Raw genomic sequence first — 16,524 nt, 5'->3', positions numbered from 1 at the left:
TCTCAACACTAAAAATTATTTACTTTCTTTTCAATCTATTCAGGTTAACAAACCCAATTCTTATTCCTCCAAACTCAATATTTCCCGAATATCATTAATATGACCGAACAATAATAAAATATCCCCTGCCTCAATTTTAGTTTCGGCAGTTACCACCCCTGTTACTTTTTTACTTTTTGACTTTACTCCAAAAATATTGGGTTTTTCTTCCATCTTGATTAAGGTAAGAATGTTAATGTTGTAATCTTGACGGATTTTTGTTTCTGCAATGGTGAGTCCCACATACCTTTGCGGTGCTTTTACTTCGATGATATTGTAGTTATCCGATACGTCTAAAGAGTCAATAACCCCCTTCATCTGGAGACTTTTAGCCATTCGCTCCGCAGAGTCTTCCTCAGGATGAATAATTTCATCCACTCCAATAGCTTGGATGACAGTTTCATGCACTTTATTGATAGATCTAGAAATCAACCGCTTAATATTTAATTGTTTAAATAGTGCTGTAACCATAATAGATGCCCCAAAATCTTCTCCAATGGCAATTATTACTGCATCCGCTTCTTTACATGGAAGATTTCTAACTGCATGAATATCTGTAGCGTCCATAGCTATTGCATGTGTAATTTTGTCTTTTACAGCTTCTACTTTATCCTCACTGGCATCAATACCGATGACTTCATGTCCATAACTGGTCAATCGTGCGGCTAGGTGGCCACCAAAATTCCCCAATCCTACAATTATATATTTCATGATTTTTTGATTTTATGTAATGAATACTCCCTCTTCTGGATATTTATAGCGTAATGTTCTCGCTTTCCGGACAAATGCCACCAACACTGTAAGGGTACCTACCCTTCCCAGAAACATAATTACTGTAACCACAATTTTACTTCCAGTGGATAAATCTCCCGTGATACCCAGGCTTAGTCCTACAGTTGAAAACGCAGAGAAAATTTCGAAAGCAACACTGACCAATGGCATTTGGGGATCAAAAAGAAGCACCAAAAATACCCCAAGTCCAATCACTAAAAAGGACAAAACGATAACTGCAAATGCTTTTCTGAGGGTTTCTCCTCCAATCTGCCTTTTAAATATTTCAACTCGGTCTTTTCCTTTTGCAATACTGACCACATTCAATACTGCTACTGCAATTGTGCTTGTTTTCAGTCCTCCTCCTGTAGATCCTGGGGATGCACCTATCCACATCAGAATAAGATAAATCAGAATAGTTGGTAAAGCTAATGCAGACATATCTACAGTATTAAATCCAGCAGTTCGAGGCGTGACAGTCCCAAAAAAAGCAGTTACAAACTTTCCATATCCCGATAGACCCGCTAGGGTATGGTTAGACTCAAAAATCCAATAGGTTACAAAACCAATCAACAGTAAAATACCTGTAGTATAGACGATCAGGCGTATGTTGACATTCACAACTCTAGGTGCGTGTTCATATGCTTTTTCCTTGGCTATCATTTTAGTAGTATCTACAGCCACATGTTTGAGGTAGTTAAAGTATCCAAGCACTACAGGAAAACCAATCCCTCCCAAAATAATCGTAAAAGCGATAATCAAATGAACTGTATATTCTTCTCTAAAACCGACCTCATAAAGTCCATCTCCAAGAATGGAAAACCCGGCATTGCAAAACCCGGAAATGGCGTGAAAAACCGAGAAAAATACCTGGTCACCTGTACTATCAAAAAGCCCTTGATCAATTACTTTGAAAATCAAAAGGGCAGCAACCCCTTCAGTAATTAGTGTGAATAAAATAATTTTTAACAAAGTGGAATTGATAGCACCAATATTATCTTCGTTGATGTAATCTTTTAAAAACAACTGGTTTTGTAAGGAGTAAGAGCCTTTAAAGAAAAAACCAAAAAATGAAGTGAAGGTCATCATTCCCAATCCACCAACCTGAAATAGAATCATAATTATGAACTGGCCCAAAAATGTAAAATCTGAGGAAGTATCTAAAACGATTAATCCGGTAACGCAGACTGCCGATGTGGAAGTAAATAAGGCGTCAATTAGGCTAATACCTTCGTTGCTTGCATTGGGAAGCAAAAGTAACCCTGTTCCAATAATTATGACAACTAAAAAACTTAAAATAAACACCAGAGCAGGGTGGATTTTCAATTGATTAACTGAAAGTGTCAGTTTGCTAAGCTCAATTACAAATAGAATAGACACTATTACATTTGTAAAAACAGATGTCCAGCTTTTGATTATTGGAAAATCCTCCAAAAAAATGTTTAAATGAAGGATAGCACTTGCAAGTAGGCATAGAATCAATAATATTTCAATTATCAGTCGGGGGTTACTATACACCTCACGTTTAGAAAAGATTCTAAGGGAAAAAAGTACCACGAGAAAAAACAATAAACCTTCAAAAAACATCCCGTACTGACCGGTTTGAATAATTTCTCCATAACCTAGATTAGCGATTACAAATCCAAAAGCCAGAAAAATTGAAAGCTGGAGGATATATGCGTTTAGATCAAAGATTTTCTTTATTATTTTTAACTGTTTGTCTGGACTGGGAAATAATGGATTCACGATGGCAGAAGTAAATTAAGGATTAGCCTCTTTTCTTTTCATCAATTTAGGAACTGATGAAATTTTCCCAAATCTACCTTTTCTTTAGATATGTTTAAAGCTTTGAGCAAATTAGTCTAATTTATTTTGGAGAATTTCGAACTTTCTCTAAGTGAAAAGTTTGCTTGAATTAGGCATTGGATATTTCGGGTAATGCTGACCCCTCTAAAAGTGGATTTGGTACTGTGATCTGTTAGACCGAAAATTTTACATTTTTTTTTCTGAGGCTTTCCCCATCTGGGTGTTGAGTCGACTACACCCCAATATTTCAAAACTACTAACAAAGTTGCAATCCCTTCAATGCCATTTACAATGGCTTTTTAAAGAACTTCTAATTGCACAAAAGTCCGCAATCTCGAATACATTCTAGCTGAGTTTCGGGCCTCCGGTACCGGAAACTCCAACGGCCTGTATGCCTTTGCCGCCGAGTCGGGGTATTTTACCCTTCAGCAGCAGAACACGGCCGTGAAAGGCCTGGCCACGGGATCCAAATCACGGAGACAGGGCAACAGTACCGAGTGGATCAACAGCGTGACCTATTATGATACCTATTACCAGCCCATACAGACCATCTCCACCCATCAGCTGACGGGCACCGTAAAGACATCCACCCTATATGCCTTCTCCGGAGAAGTAGAGAAGACGGTGAATACCTATTCGTACTCGGGAGGCACCACTCGGGTGGAAAGAAGGTTTACCTACGACCATGCCGGACGGCCGCTAAAGGTTTTCCACAAGATCAACGGCAACGACGAGGTGATGCTGGGCCACTTCCAGTACAATGAGCTGGGCGAGGCCACAGACATCATCCACCACAGCCGTAACAACGGCAATACCTGGCTGTACAAAACCGGCCTGAAGTCCACGATCCAGGGATGGACCGACGAGATCCTCTACACCTATTCAAACGGCGACCCCGTATTCCGCCAAAAACTGGATTACCACAAAGCCAGCGGCACGAGTAATACTACAAGGCTGGACGGGATCATTACCTCCAACCAATGGAAACACTACGGCACCGAACCGGAAAGGGCGTACAACTACACCTACGACACCCCAAAGCGGCTCACCGGATCCATCTACAGGCAAAAGACCGGATCCACCTGGAATAGCGACGGCAACTTTAACGAGAGCCATATAAGCTACAGTGCCAACGGGAATATTACCGCACTGAGAAGAAACCGCGACAATGGCGGTACGGTCGTACAGATGGACCAGCTGACCTATACCTACACCGGCAACCAGCTGACGGCCGTGGCCGATGCAGCCCCGGCAGCCCATAAAGCGGGCGGATTCAATGACGGGAATACCGGCACCGATTATACCTACAACCAGAACGGATTCCTGTTGACCGATGCGAACAAGGGCATCACGGGAATAACCTATACCCGGCAGGACCTGCCTGCCCAGATCAACTTTGGCACTAACAATATCAAGTACACCTACAGTGCAGGAGGCGGTCTGATGACGGTTTCCTATACCGGCACGAACGGGTTCCCCAACCGTACCCAACAGTATGTGGGAGAACTGGTATTTGAAGGTACGACCTTGAAGGAAATCCGCCACGAATATGGCCGGGTGCTGGCAGATGCGGGCTACCGCTACCAATATTACCTTACCGACCATCTAGGCAACACCCGGGTGGTACTTCAGGAAGATCCTGCAAACTTCACCGTGCTGGCGACCTTTGAGCCGGACAACCTGGAGACGGAATCCATGCAGTTTATGGACTATGGTGAGGCACCCCATATCGCCTCCTCCCTCTTTGACCATACCGGCACATCAGAAACTGGCTATGCCTTGCGTCTTACCAATGGGGAGAACGGTCCATCGAGATCCGTGGCGGTACTTCCGGGAGATACGGTACGCATGGAAGTATTTGCAAAATACTTGGATCTCAATAACAAAAAAACAGATCCTGCTTTGATGATGCTTTCCCTGGCTATAGAAGCCGCCAACCCGGGTAGCCCAGGAATAGATGGAAACTTATCCACAGCATCAAGCCGCATAGCGGGTTCAGATCAGGGGCTGGCCGGGCTACTGGTAGGCAAGGAAAAACGAAACGACGCTCCCCCCGCCTACCTGAACTATCTCTTCTTCGACAAGGAGATGAACTACAAGTACGGAGGTTATGTACAGATGACCGAGGCAGGCTATGAGGACGGCACCAACCGGGAACACGAGAGATTATACAGCGAAGTAGTAGCGGATGAGCCGGGATATTTCTATATTTATCTCTCCAATGATGGAACCGAAGGAGGAGAAGCCTACTTCGATGATTTCTCAATCCTAACCCTTGAAAGTTACATCGTACAGCAAACGGATTATTATCCCTACGGACTTATAGCCCGTAATTTTGTTCGGGCTGGAGAGAAGGAGACAAAAGAGCTGTTTCAGGGCAAGACCTATGACGAGCTGACGGGTTGGTATGATTTCCATGCACGGCAGTATGATGCGGCGTTGGGGAGATGGTTTGGGGTGGATCCCCAAAACCAGTTTGCCTCTCCATACTTAGCCATGGGGAATAACCCCGTGATGTATGTGGATCCTGATGGGGAGTTTGTTTTCATCATACCTCAGATAGGATTTAGCAAAAACGGTGGGCTGAGTTTAGGACTAGAGGTCGGCGTGGGAATCCCTGGAGTGTTGAGTGCATCGGTGACGGGAGGTTTCAGTACATCGGGAGGGGGATATTGGTCTGCGCAGGGATATGCGGGAGGATTTTATGGAGGCTACGGTTCCAGTGGAGCTTTTGTTGGATGGGGATATAGATATGCGGGGTTTAATGCCGGGGTAGGATACAGCAAAGGAGGGTGGAACGCTGGCATCGGTTATGGTGGGACATCTGACAATTTTAACGGTTCTTTTGGAATCGGCTGGAGCCAAAAGGGAGGCTTTGATCTCAATTCGAGCGCAGGTTATACAAAAAGTTTTACTTCGCCTCAGGCAGATATGATGACAGGTGGCGAAATATATTCTGAACGAAATCTGCTTCAGAATAGTGATCTGGAATATTATTACAATACCTTGGACAAGCTTGTTCTCCCTGATGGTCAAATAATATCAAGGGAAGAGTTGCTTTTAACCATGATGAGTCATGATGAACTAAAGAAAATATATCCAAATATTCGCAAAGGGAATTCACACTATCTTGGGTATAAAGACGGGAAGCATCATGTCAATTTCAGTATCGCGGATTATGAGACTACAAAATCAAATATAAGGGCTGTGGCCATCCATGAAGTCTATGGCCACGGGATCAAAGGATACAGTGATGCTGCCAAAAATCATCATAAAGCCTATTTTGCTTCAATTGACAGTAAATATTGGACTTCAACTACCACTGCGTTTAGAACACATACGGCACAAGCCATGTGGCTGACCTGGACGAGGGCAGGAAACTACGGGGGGATGCCTGCCAAATACATGAACGTAATCTACAACTATCATCCACATTACAGAAAATGAGAGGGAAAAGAGTATTAATATTGGTTGCTGCCCTGCTTTTTGCGTTTTATAGCAATGCCAGCGATTGTATCAGACTGTCCAAGGATGAAATATATCAAGAAGCAGACGGGGTGTTTTTGGCAGATGTATATGAAGTTTCGGATACTGAATTCCGGATCCGGGTTTTGGAAGTATACAAAGGGAGTTACCCCGATACTTTAACCGGAATCATTGATCAAAATGTTATTATTCCAGACCGGGGAAGTACCTGGCTATTTTATAGTATGGATTACGAGGAAGGTGTTTTCATTGCGGATGCATGCAGTGGATCCAAAAGTTTTACTTTTCCTCATGGAGCACACGATATTGCCTATCTTGTTCCGCCCCCACCTGAAATTTTAAGGTCTCCCGCGCAAATGTTTGTTTTAGAGCAGGTTTTGAAGGACAAAGCTTTAAATGAAATGTATTTTGAGATATCCAGCTTGAGACAAAAGAAATTGGAAGGATATCTCAAAGACCTAGAGTCAAATAATAGCAGTTTGGAAGACCAACTGGAACAAATAAACCGAAATCACAGAATTTTACTGTGGCTTTCAGGGCTCGTTCTTGTATTGCTGGTGTTTGTTATTGTCGGGCGCTTCGGAAAAGAGAGGTGATTTTATCTGTGAATGATGGAATTTTTTATATAGAACAAAAAGCCCCGGAGCGATCCGGGGCTTTTTGTTTTCAGTGGGTGTATGTTTTTTTTGTCCTGTAGTCCCTGATGACCAGGTCCATGTAATGGTATATGCGCTGTTTTTCCTCTGCGGGCAGACTCTCCACATCGTCCAGCCGTCTGACCATCTCCTTGTCGTAGGCGGCGTTCAGTCCCTCGCCCAGGAGGTAGTCGACGGAGACGCCGAATGCCCTGGCCAGCTTGACGATGGCCTCTATGGAGGGCGAGTTGTCGCCGCGCTCGTACTTTCCTATCATTATCCGGGACGATCCGGCATGTCCGGCGAGTTCGTCCTGGGACCAGTTTTTGGCCTTTCCACCTCCCACGTGTTTGACCACACCGGCACCTCGGAGGTAGGGCATGCCCTGCGGCTGGCCGGGGGCGAGACCGGCCCGGCCCGCTCGGTAAGCGTCCTTCCGGGTGATACCGTAAGAATGGAGGTATTTGCGAAGTACCTGGACATCCGGCAAACGAAAGTAAACCCGGCTATGGTCGCCATCGCCATGGCGATGGCCGGGAGCAGCCCAGCAGGTGTGGGCGTGGACGGTGCCCTGCCCACCCAGTCCCGGGTGGCCACGGGGGACGGGAACGGCCTGGCGGGCCTGTTGACGGGCAAGCAACAGCGTGCGGACGCGCCACCGGCCTACCTGAACTACCTGTTCTTTGATAAGGAGATGAACTACCAATACGGCGGGTATCCCGAGTCGCTCCGCTCTCGGGACAAGCTGTCCAGATGACCGAGGAGGGCTATGAGGATGAGGACTGAGCGTGAAGAAACAGTCCGGTGGACTGTTTTAGCGAGGGGCCGGCCTGCGGGAGGGTTGCGGATGAGCCGGGATATTTCTATATTTATCCCGATTCTCGGGACAGGCTCTGAGTAATGACGGCACGGAAGGTGGCGAAGCGTTCTTTGACGATTTTACAATCCTCACCCTTGAAAGCTACATCGTACAGCAGACGGATTACTATCCGTATGGACTTGTATCCCGTAATTTTGTTCGGGCTGGGGAGAACGAGACCAAGGAGCTTTTCCAAGAGGACCGAGCGTTAAGAAACAGTCCGGTGGACTGTTTTAGCGAGGGGCCAGGTTGAAGGGCGGGTATGAGGATCTGACCGGGTGGTATGACTTTCATGCCAGGCAGTATAGCCTGTCCCGATAGCGCTAGCGTATCGGGAATGCGGCCCTGGGGAGATGGTTTGGGGTGGATGCATATACCCATAGCATGCCAGGTGTTTCGCCGTTTAACGCAATGGCCAACAATCCGGTAATGTTTTTGGATCCGGACGGTAACGAGCAGATAACACTGGCGGTACTTGGTTTGGCAATGTTGAAAGGGGCCTTGATCGGGACAGCAACTTCGGCAGCGGTGTATTCTGCAACATACCTTGCATCAGGAATGAGTGGTAGCGGACAGTTTTGGAATGGCTTTGGAAATGCGGTAGTTATGGGTGATGTAACGGGTGCAATTGGAGGCGGTATAGGCGGTGCATTCGCGAATAGCGCATTTTCGCAAACCCTTGGATATAATTTGCTAAATAGCACCTCAAGCACCGTAGCAGGGAATCTTATTTTAGGTAACGAAATTTCCCTTGGTACCGTGGTAGGTGGGATTGCAGGCGGGTTTGCCGGAGCAGGACTTCCCCAATTTTCTGGAGTCAAAGGGGGTGCTTTAGTAAACATTGGAGCTGAAATCGGATATGGGGCTGTAAAAGGTGCTGCAACAGGTGCAGTTACTGGAGGGATTGGCGCCGCAATTGACAAACAAAATATTGGAAATGGAATAAAGCAGGGGGCACTTGCGGGAGCTGTTGGAGGAGCTACTTTGGGAGGTTTAAACATCGCAGCCATGGGGCCCGCATTATATTCTGGTCCAATGGGAAAGAATACGGCAGTATTTAGAAGTGGAGGACTTTTTACTTTACATTTAGCAAAGGGCGAGGGTATTACTCTTGGTCGGAATCTTGTAGTAAAAGAATCGGGATTGTTTTCGAAAGATGCCCCTCTCCGAATACATGAATACGTACATTTTTTGCAACAACGAGAGATTGGATATTCTAATTTCTATGCAAGAATCCTTAAGGAATATTACCAATCGGGGAAGGGGAGTGGAAAATGGTTTGACAGCTATGATACTCCCGGTCATTTAGAGTATCAGGCGCAAATGTTAGAATCATTTTTTAGTTATTATATCACTAGGTTTCTAAAACGTTAGAATATGGCTAGAGCATTTATCTGGATTTTCTTATGCATTTTTATTTCATGTTCGATTTATAATTCAATCGATTTAGTTGATAGAAATTTGAGTCCAAAAACTCAATTTTTGCTTGATGATAACCATTCGATCTTAACTATAAAGGGTTTATTGTTGGACTCGAAACCCGTTTCCACACCAAGTCTCATAATTTTCACCATTCAACTGGATCTACGGAGCGCGAATATTCGCTTTGAATCCAATAAGGCAATTGTTTACTTTAAAGAACAAAATTCGAATATATTACATGAAATATTAACAACTGATAGCAACATAATTGATCAGCGTTTACCCCAGAACCAGAAAAGAAAATTTAAAATTATTGCTACAATTCATCACTCAATGGTAGGCGATTTGAAAAGTATTGATAAAATCGGCTTAAAGTTACCTCAGATTATGGTCGGAGATGAAAAGTTGGATTTCGGAATTATTGATTTTAAGTTACACAAATAATGTAACTGGAAACCTATTCATTGGTTAATTAACCAAATTTTAATTTCATAGGGGATAGAGGGAAAATTACTCCCACAAGTCCAGCGAACGGCGGCAGAAAAGAACGGCCTCGCGGGGTTGCTGACAGGAAAAATCAAAACAACGACGCTCCGCCCGCCTACCTACACTATCTCTTCTTTGACAAGGAGATGAACTACATCCCGATAGCTATCGGGAGGCGGTTATGTACAGATGACCGAGGCAGCCTACGAAGACGGCACCAACCGGGAACATGAGAGATTATACAGCGAAGTAGTGGCGGATGAGCCGGGATATTTCTATATTTACTTATCCAATGACGGCACGGAAGGTGGCGAAGCGTTCTTTGACGATTTTAGTATACTCACTCTTGAAAGTTATATTGTCCAGCAAACAGACTACTATTCATATGGTCTAATAGCGAGAAACTTTGTACGGGCTGGGGAGAAGGAAACGAAAGAATTATTTCAAGGCAAAACCTATGATGAGCTGACGGGATGGTATGACTTTCATGCCAGGCAGTAGGATGCGGCTTTGGGGAGATGGTTTGGGGTGGATCCGCTGGATCAGTTTGCCTCGCCTTATCTGGCGATGGGCAACAATCCGGTGATGATGGTGGATCCGGATGGGGAGTTTGTGTTTACAGCAATTCTTCCGGGCATAGGAACATTTATAGATGCCGCACTATGGGGGGCAGTAATAGGAGGAGCGGGCTATACGGCTAATGTGGCCTTTAGTCCCGGTGGTTTCAACAACTGGAATGGAGGACAATTCTGGCGATCAGTGGGAATGGGAGCTGTTTCAGGGGTAGCGACTGCCGGTATAGGTTCTATGATGGGGCCTGTCGGGAGCCAAGGCCTGGCAGGTGAGATTGGACGGGCGATGATGCACGGGCAATCAAATATGATGATCGGGGCGGCATTTGGTCAGAATCCTTCTATGGGATCATATTTGACAGGCTTTGCTTCGTCTTTGGCCGGATCCTCCTTTATGATGTATGGTGGGAAGTTTGCTAACAGCACTGCAGGTTTATACGGTTTTTCAGGAATGGCCGGGGGGCTTACTGCAAGCGCAACAGATGGTAATTTCTGGCAAGGGGCTGCCGTCGGCTTGATGAATGCAGGACTGAACCATGCCAAATCGAATATAGATGCTGCCGGGGCAAGGTATTTCGCCAACAAAAAAGCGTTTTACGACCACCTTTGGAAAAATTCCTTTGATGCGGATGGCAACCCGATTAGAGAAGTAAATGGTTGGGAACTCGAAAATGGAGACGCGATCGCTTTGGACTACAGTGAAAATACCATTAGCAGCTCAAACTGGAATTCATTAAGATCTGGAAAAATGAAAGGAGGGGGAGTAGGTGTGGAATTTAAAGATGTAAAATATAAAGTCATAACTAGCGCTCACACACACCCTAGAAATGATTTTAACTCCGCTGGTAAATTATATGCACCTAGGTTAAGCATGAGTGACAAACTTCATATCGATGCTACTGGATTTAAAACGATACACGTCTTGTATAACAAAAATATTTGGTTATTAGGATCTGGAAACCAAAAAAATTTAGGAGCATGGTAAATTTTAATAAATGTATATTATTAAGTATCTTATTGTTTTTTATTGGAAACTGTTTTAAAAATAATAAGAATGAAATTCCTTGCCAAAACTTTAATCTTTGCAGATATACTCCTTTAATTGAATACTTCCCTCATAATCAATTAGAAAACAAAGCTTTAGTCAAGATTAGAGAGTACCTAATTAATCTAGAATTGGACGAACGATTCTTTTATGTTGGTGAAATTCAATATGCTGACGAATTGAACAACTTATATCAATATGCTAACTATACAATTTTAATAGAATTGTTGCATTTAAAAACTGTTACATATATTGATAGTGTGAGAAGTATAAATAAAACTTTGGATGAAGAGGTCGATGAGGAATTTATCGAGATTTACGTTCCCACAACAGGAAATATTTCTGGAATGGACAGAGTATTTTACTATTACGCAAAGACCGATACTCTAGATGTTATATTGATACAGTAAAGTTATTTAATTCTAGAAACGACACGCTTGCGGAAACCTGTTCAGTTGTCTTAAGTCTTAAATGGACCTTGCTATCGTCAGAGGCATTTTTGCCGATATGGGTGTGGACTGCGGTATCATCCCCCAAGCTCAACGGACGGCGACGGAAAACAGCAGCCTTGCGGGCCTTCTGACAGGAAAAATCAAAACAACGACGCCCCACCCGCCTACCTAAACTATCTCTTCTTCGACAAAGAGATGAACTACAAGTACGGAGGTTATGTACAGATGACCGAGGCAGGCTATGAGGACGGCACCAACCGGGAACATGAGAGATTATACAGCGAAGTAGTAGCGGATGAGCCGGGATATTTCTATATTTACTTATCCAATGACGGCACGGAAGGTGGCGAAGCGTTCTTTGACGATTTTACAATTCTGACCCTTGAAAGCTATATCGTACAGCAGACGGACTACTATCCGTATGGGTTGATAGCCCGGAAGTTTGTCCGTGAAAATGAGAGGGAAACTAAGGAGCTGTTTCAGGGCAAGACCTATGATGAGCTGACGGGATGGTATGACTTTCATGCGAGGCAGTATGATGCGGCTTTGGGGAGATGGTTTGGGGTGGATGCATATACCCATAGCATGCGAGATGTTTCGCCGTTCAACCCAATGGCCAACAATCCGGTAATGTTTGTGGACCCGGATGGAAATGCGCCTATTACCCTTGCTGCGCTGGGAATTGCAATGTTGAAAGGCGCATTGATCGGGGGTGCTGGATATACGGCAAGTGTTGGTTTCAGCAAGGGTGGGTTTGACAATTGGCAATGGGGTCAGTTGGCCACCTCTATGGGCATGGGGGCTATTTCGGGTATGGCTACGGCTGGTATAGGTTCTATGATGGGTGCCGTTGGCAGCCAAGGATTCGCCGGCGAAATAGGACGGGCAATGCTCCATGGACAAGCAAATTTGATGATTGGATCGGCGTTTGGTCAAAGTCCTTCATTCACGATGTATGCTTCAGGAGCCTTTGGTTCATTAACGGGATCGTCCTTGCCTAACGCTGGTTCGTTGGGTCAAATTGGGGGGTCAGCCCTAGCGGGAGGGGTTGCATCAAAAATGTTTGGGGGTGATTTTTGGAGAGGGGCAGCAGTAGGGGCGACTGTGGCAGGATTGAATCATATGGCAAACCATGCAGTAGAATCATTGTTATTAAAGCATTATATTAGAGGACTACATGGCGTTGCAGATATGGATGCAGAAAGTAAGTACAGAGAAAATAACGCACACATAGCAGATCAGATAAAGGAGAAATATTTCAAAGGTTATAGTCTGAAAGGAAGGGGCCTTAAGTCAAGGAGCTTTGAAAGTGGCATGTACGATGGGGAAGAAATTCATTTATTTTTACTAAAAAATGATGTAACCTTAGATAGTTATGACAAATATAAAAACTTGGTGGAATTTGGATTAAACAGATTCTGGAAAGGTGGCCCGACCATCGCTCTAAGGCAGGGAACGCTAGACTATTTTTTCGCTAGCTTCAAAAGCATCCAAGCTAGGGACAACTTCTTCATAAAGCACTACGATAATAGATTTTTTAGAAGGTATAATGAATTTGTTAATAGGTTTGGTGGTAAATAAAATGAAAATGAGACTCTATAAGTATTTGATATATTGTATATTTCTCTGCGTTCCAATTTTTGAAGGGTTTTCAAATGATCTGTTACAAAAAAGATGGATAAACCTAAATCCTTTAGATTGCGAAAGTATTATTATACTTGATTTGCGTGAAGACGAGTCCTACTTTTTATCCAGGGAAGAAAAAATAAAAATCAGATGGGAACTCAAATCCAATAAATCCTTAATAATTACTACTGAAGAAGGTGAAATATGGAAATTAAAGTATAAGATTAAAAATGATTTTCTACAGTTACAAATGGCGGAACAATCCATAACAATGGCAAATATAGATTGTATCACCAATATCGATAAAAGTTATTCCTTCTTGATGGGAGATTTGACAGAATCCTGTTGGGTCGACCGCACCAGGTTTAGGGTAGACAGTTACTTTGATTTCATGGACAACGGGCTTGGAAACTTTAGTTATGAAAATGATAGTGATGTCCTTAATCAGAGAATACGGTGGCGATTAGAGGAATTCTCAGATTTTTACTATTTGAATATCCGTATGGTTATGGAATATAAAATACTGTTAGTAGAGTGGAATGAAAGTTTTATAAAAGGAATGATGGTTAATTCTGGAAAATTAGAAAGTGTGATTCTTGAAAAAGAGATCTGGGATATTCCCAAAAAGTATGAAAAAGAGAGATTGTTGGTAGGGGATTGGGAGCTGCAGAATTATAAACCTTCAGTTATTTATTCCAGAGCTCCATTGTCCATATCTATTAGGTTCGAAAACGAATCTTTTCATTATGTTTTAAAACACGTCTACAATAACGAAGAAAGTAGTGAAAATGGTTTTTTGAAGCTAAGCAAAAATACTATGGTCTTACTTTTGGAAAAAACACCTGCCCAAGAGCCTTTATGGTTTGAGATCATAGAGTTGACTAGAAATAAGCTTTCATTGAGCATATCAGGAGACAGTTATATATATCGAAGAGTAGAGAATTGATAATATTAGCACTCGAAAGGACATTAAAGATTGTACAGCGAAGTAGTAGCGGATGAGCCGGGATATTTCTATATTTACCTTAGTAATGACGGCAGGGAAGGTGGCGAAGCGTTCCCCTGACTTTGATCAGGGCAGGTTTGACGATTTTATAATCCTCACCCTAGAAAGCTACGCCGTACGGCAGACTGCCACCGCACCGCCTGGCCCAAAGACTCCCGTCTTTGTCCTCCCTATGGAATTATAGCCCGTAATTTTTTTCGGGCTGGGGAGAAGGAAACGAAAGAGCTGTTCCAATCCAAAAACTATGAGGAACTGACGGGCTGGTATGACTTTCATGCCAGGCAGTATGATGCGGCGCTGGGGAGATGGTTTGGGGTGGATGCATATACCCATAGCATGCGAGATGTTTCGCCGTTCAACGCAATGGCCAACAATCCGGTAATGTTTGTGGATCCGGATGGAAATGCGCCTATTACCCTTGCCGCGCTGGGAATTGTGATGTTGAAAGGAGCATTGATCGGGGGTGCTGGATATACGGCGAGTGTTGGCTTTAGTAAGGGCGGATTTGACAATTGGCAATGGGGTCAGCTGGCTACCTCTATGGGCATGGGTGCTATTTCCGGTATTGCTACGGCTGGTATAGGTTCTATGATGGGTGCCGTTGGTAGCCAGGGATTTGCGGGCGAAATAGGACGGGCAATGCTCCATGGACAAGCAAATATGATGATTGGATCGGCGTTTGGTCAAAGTCCTTCATTCTCGATGTATGCTTCAGGAGCCTTTGGTTCATTAACGGGATCGACCTTGCCTAACGCTGGTTCGTTGGGTCAAATTGGGGGGTCAGCCCTAGCGGGAGGGGTTGCATCAAAAATGTTTGGGGGTGATTTTTGGAGAGGGGCAGCAGTCGGGGCGACAGTAGCTGGATTGAATCACTTGCATACGTCCTATAGAAGATACCGTTTTGAGCGATATGATGGAATAGAACACCCGGGAGTCCTAAACTTGAAAAATGCCGCAAGAAATAAAGTTGCTGTTCATCTATTAAAAGGTATAAAACATCATATGATTAATGGAACAGATATAGACCTTAATGGCTTATTTGACTGCTTGAGTTCGGAATGTTTGGGAATTGGAGGAACACATTTACTTTCCAGGGTAAATCAAGGCGCTGTAAATTCATTTTTTGGGCCAAGCGGTGATTTCTTCGCATCTTTTTCGATTGGTGATAGAAACGTAAAGATGATGTATGAAATCCCATTTCACGGGTCAAGCAAAGGATTGGTTTTTCCACATCACAATTATCAAACTAAGACATTCGAAAATGGAAATTGGGGAATAAGGTGGGGTGGAACAGCTGGTTTATTTTTGAATTTTAGCAACCAAACTAAATTTATGAGTAACTGGATATTTGGAAGATGAGAGCAATTGTATCTATGCTAATGGTATTTATCCTCTGTTTTTGTTCGAGTAAAACAGAATTAAATGATGAGGAAAAGTTGATTTTTGACGCTATGAAAGACTATCAACTTATAGGAGAAGATGGAAAGGTCGCTTCTTTAATAGATCTTACGTCGGAATTTGAAGAAATTTTAATTGAAAAGAAATTTCTTGATTCTGTATCAAAGGAATCCTATACTGAGTTTTATTTAAAATACGTGGTAGGCGATTATTATATAGATATGAAGGAAATATACAAAAAAAATAATATATTTATAAGCATGACTTATCCCTCTAACTTAAGTAGGGGTTGGTATATTTTCGATGAAGTTCTGAGGTTACAAAATGGCGATGAACTTGAACATTTTACCATAAGTAAACTACACCCAGTTTTAGAACGGATGCTTCTTTCAAGTGTAATAGAGCCTGATCTTTTCAAAGAGTATTTAGAAGCAGTAAATGATAGTGATTTTGAAAAGAAGAATATTTACAGGGTGCCACTGTTGGTTTTAATATATGATAGTTTAGAATGGAAAGAGGATGATTCTCCAAGTTGAAAATACGCTTTTACCACTTGACTAGCTGTAAAGGATTTACCACGGGATCGAAATCACGAAGACAGGGCAACAATACCGACTGGATTAATAGTGTGACCTATTATGACAAATATTACCAGCCCATCCAGTCCATTTCTACCCTCCAGTTGCAGGGTACGGTAAAGACATCCACCCTATACGCTTTCTCCGGGGAGGTACAAAAGACTGTAAATACCTACTCGTACACCGGGGGTTCCAAAAAGGTGGAACGCAGATGTACCTACGACCATGCCGGACGGCCGCTAAAGGTTTTCCACAAGATCAACGGCAACGACGAGGTGATGCTGGGCCACTTCCAGTACAATGTAAGCAGTCGGTTATCCCCCTTGTTGGTTTAGGCAGATGT

The 16,524-nt window shown here is 43.5% G+C and carries 19 protein-coding genes; 15 read left to right on the top strand and 4 right to left on the bottom strand.

Annotation, left to right across the window (positions count from 1 at the left end; genetic code table 11):
• Positions 1–60: 60 nt before the first annotated feature.
• The gene (locus ADIS_RS05725; protein WP_010853423.1) at positions 61–750 is read right to left on the bottom strand and encodes a potassium channel family protein; all 690 of its coding nucleotides are present in this window, start codon (positions 748–750) and stop codon (positions 61–63) included.
• Positions 751–762: 12 nt separating this feature from the next.
• Positions 763–2,556 carry a TrkH family potassium uptake protein gene (locus tag ADIS_RS05720; RefSeq protein ID WP_010853422.1) on the bottom strand — a complete coding sequence of 598 codons (1,794 nt, stop codon included), beginning with the start codon at positions 2,554–2,556 and terminating at the stop codon, positions 763–765.
• A gap of 504 nt (positions 2,557–3,060) precedes the next feature.
• On the opposite strand from ADIS_RS05720, the gene ADIS_RS05715 reads away from it, so the two are divergent.
• Positions 3,061–6,063, top strand: a complete 3,003-nt coding sequence (locus tag ADIS_RS05715; RefSeq protein ID WP_010853421.1) for an RHS repeat-associated core domain-containing protein — start codon at positions 3,061–3,063, stop codon at positions 6,061–6,063.
• Positions 6,060–6,698 (top strand): hypothetical protein, encoded by a 639-nt coding sequence (locus ADIS_RS05710; RefSeq protein WP_010853420.1) that lies wholly within the window; start codon positions 6,060–6,062, stop codon positions 6,696–6,698. The genes ADIS_RS05715 and ADIS_RS05710 overlap by 4 nt, the downstream gene beginning before the upstream one ends.
• A 70-nt stretch (positions 6,699–6,768) precedes the next feature.
• On the opposite strand, the gene ADIS_RS05705 is transcribed toward ADIS_RS05710, so the two are convergent.
• Together ADIS_RS05705 and ADIS_RS23405 are read right to left on the bottom strand one after the other, a co-directional pair.
• Positions 6,769–7,014 (bottom strand): helix-turn-helix domain-containing protein, encoded by a 246-nt coding sequence (locus tag ADIS_RS05705; RefSeq protein ID WP_238325389.1) that lies wholly within the window; start codon positions 7,012–7,014, stop codon positions 6,769–6,771.
• Positions 7,014–7,334: a hypothetical protein gene (locus ADIS_RS23405; protein WP_238325388.1), complete on the bottom strand. Its 321-nt coding sequence runs from the start codon at positions 7,332–7,334 to the stop codon at positions 7,014–7,016. The genes ADIS_RS05705 and ADIS_RS23405 overlap by 1 nt, the downstream gene beginning before the upstream one ends.
• Before the next feature lie 28 nt (positions 7,335–7,362).
• Here ADIS_RS23405 and ADIS_RS23545 point away from each other — a divergent pair, with 28 nt between their 5' ends.
• The 13 genes from ADIS_RS23545 (at position 7,363) to ADIS_RS05645 (ending at position 16,516) form a co-directional block, all read left to right on the top strand.
• Positions 7,363–7,494, top strand: a complete 132-nt coding sequence (locus ADIS_RS23545; RefSeq protein WP_262493036.1) for a hypothetical protein — start codon at positions 7,363–7,365, stop codon at positions 7,492–7,494.
• Positions 7,495–7,980: 486 nt separating this feature from the next.
• On the top strand, positions 7,981–8,970 hold the full coding sequence (locus ADIS_RS05695; RefSeq protein WP_155907172.1) for a hypothetical protein: 990 nt from the start codon (positions 7,981–7,983) through the stop codon (positions 8,968–8,970).
• A 3-nt stretch (positions 8,971–8,973) separates the two neighbouring features.
• Positions 8,974–9,462, top strand: coding sequence for a hypothetical protein (locus ADIS_RS05690; protein ID WP_035804856.1), 489 nt, complete (start codon positions 8,974–8,976; stop codon positions 9,460–9,462).
• A 231-nt stretch (positions 9,463–9,693) separates the two neighbouring features.
• Positions 9,694–10,005: a hypothetical protein gene (locus tag ADIS_RS05685; RefSeq protein ID WP_010853415.1), complete on the top strand. Its 312-nt coding sequence runs from the start codon at positions 9,694–9,696 to the stop codon at positions 10,003–10,005.
• Positions 10,006–10,014: 9 nt separating this feature from the next.
• A complete protein-coding gene (locus ADIS_RS05680; RefSeq protein WP_010853414.1) occupies positions 10,015–11,061 on the top strand; it encodes a hypothetical protein in 1,047 nt (348 codons plus the stop codon).
• The gene (locus ADIS_RS05675) at positions 11,055–11,531 is read left to right on the top strand and encodes a hypothetical protein (protein WP_035804854.1); all 477 of its coding nucleotides are present in this window, start codon (positions 11,055–11,057) and stop codon (positions 11,529–11,531) included. Before ADIS_RS05680 ends, ADIS_RS05675 begins: the two co-directional genes overlap by 7 nt.
• A 61-nt stretch (positions 11,532–11,592) precedes the next feature.
• Positions 11,593–11,745: a hypothetical protein gene (locus tag ADIS_RS22905; protein WP_010853412.1), complete on the top strand. Its 153-nt coding sequence runs from the start codon at positions 11,593–11,595 to the stop codon at positions 11,743–11,745.
• Positions 11,746–11,768: 23 nt separating this feature from the next.
• On the top strand, positions 11,769–13,154 hold the full coding sequence (locus tag ADIS_RS22215; RefSeq protein WP_010853411.1) for an RHS repeat domain-containing protein: 1,386 nt from the start codon (positions 11,769–11,771) through the stop codon (positions 13,152–13,154).
• 7 nt (positions 13,155–13,161) lie between these two features.
• Positions 13,162–14,145 carry a hypothetical protein gene (locus ADIS_RS05665; protein ID WP_010853410.1) on the top strand — a complete coding sequence of 328 codons (984 nt, stop codon included), beginning with the start codon at positions 13,162–13,164 and terminating at the stop codon, positions 14,143–14,145.
• Positions 14,146–14,230: 85 nt separating this feature from the next.
• Positions 14,231–14,389, top strand: a complete 159-nt coding sequence (locus tag ADIS_RS05660) for a hypothetical protein (RefSeq protein WP_155907170.1) — start codon at positions 14,231–14,233, stop codon at positions 14,387–14,389.
• Positions 14,383–15,564, top strand: coding sequence for an RHS repeat domain-containing protein (locus ADIS_RS22210; protein ID WP_316931197.1), 1,182 nt, complete (start codon positions 14,383–14,385; stop codon positions 15,562–15,564). Before ADIS_RS05660 ends, ADIS_RS22210 begins: the two co-directional genes overlap by 7 nt.
• Positions 15,561–16,139 (top strand): hypothetical protein, encoded by a 579-nt coding sequence (locus ADIS_RS05650; protein WP_035804850.1) that lies wholly within the window; start codon positions 15,561–15,563, stop codon positions 16,137–16,139. Before ADIS_RS22210 ends, ADIS_RS05650 begins: the two co-directional genes overlap by 4 nt.
• Before the next feature lie 17 nt (positions 16,140–16,156).
• On the top strand, positions 16,157–16,516 hold the full coding sequence (locus ADIS_RS05645; RefSeq protein WP_035804848.1) for a hypothetical protein: 360 nt from the start codon (positions 16,157–16,159) through the stop codon (positions 16,514–16,516).
• Positions 16,517–16,524 lie beyond the last annotated feature (8 nt).

Origin of the sequence: Lunatimonas lonarensis, assembly GCF_000390185.1 — a bacterium.
Lineage (GTDB): Bacteria > Bacteroidota > Bacteroidia > Cytophagales > Cyclobacteriaceae > Lunatimonas > Lunatimonas lonarensis.
This window is presented reverse-complemented; position numbering and strand designations above follow the sequence as displayed.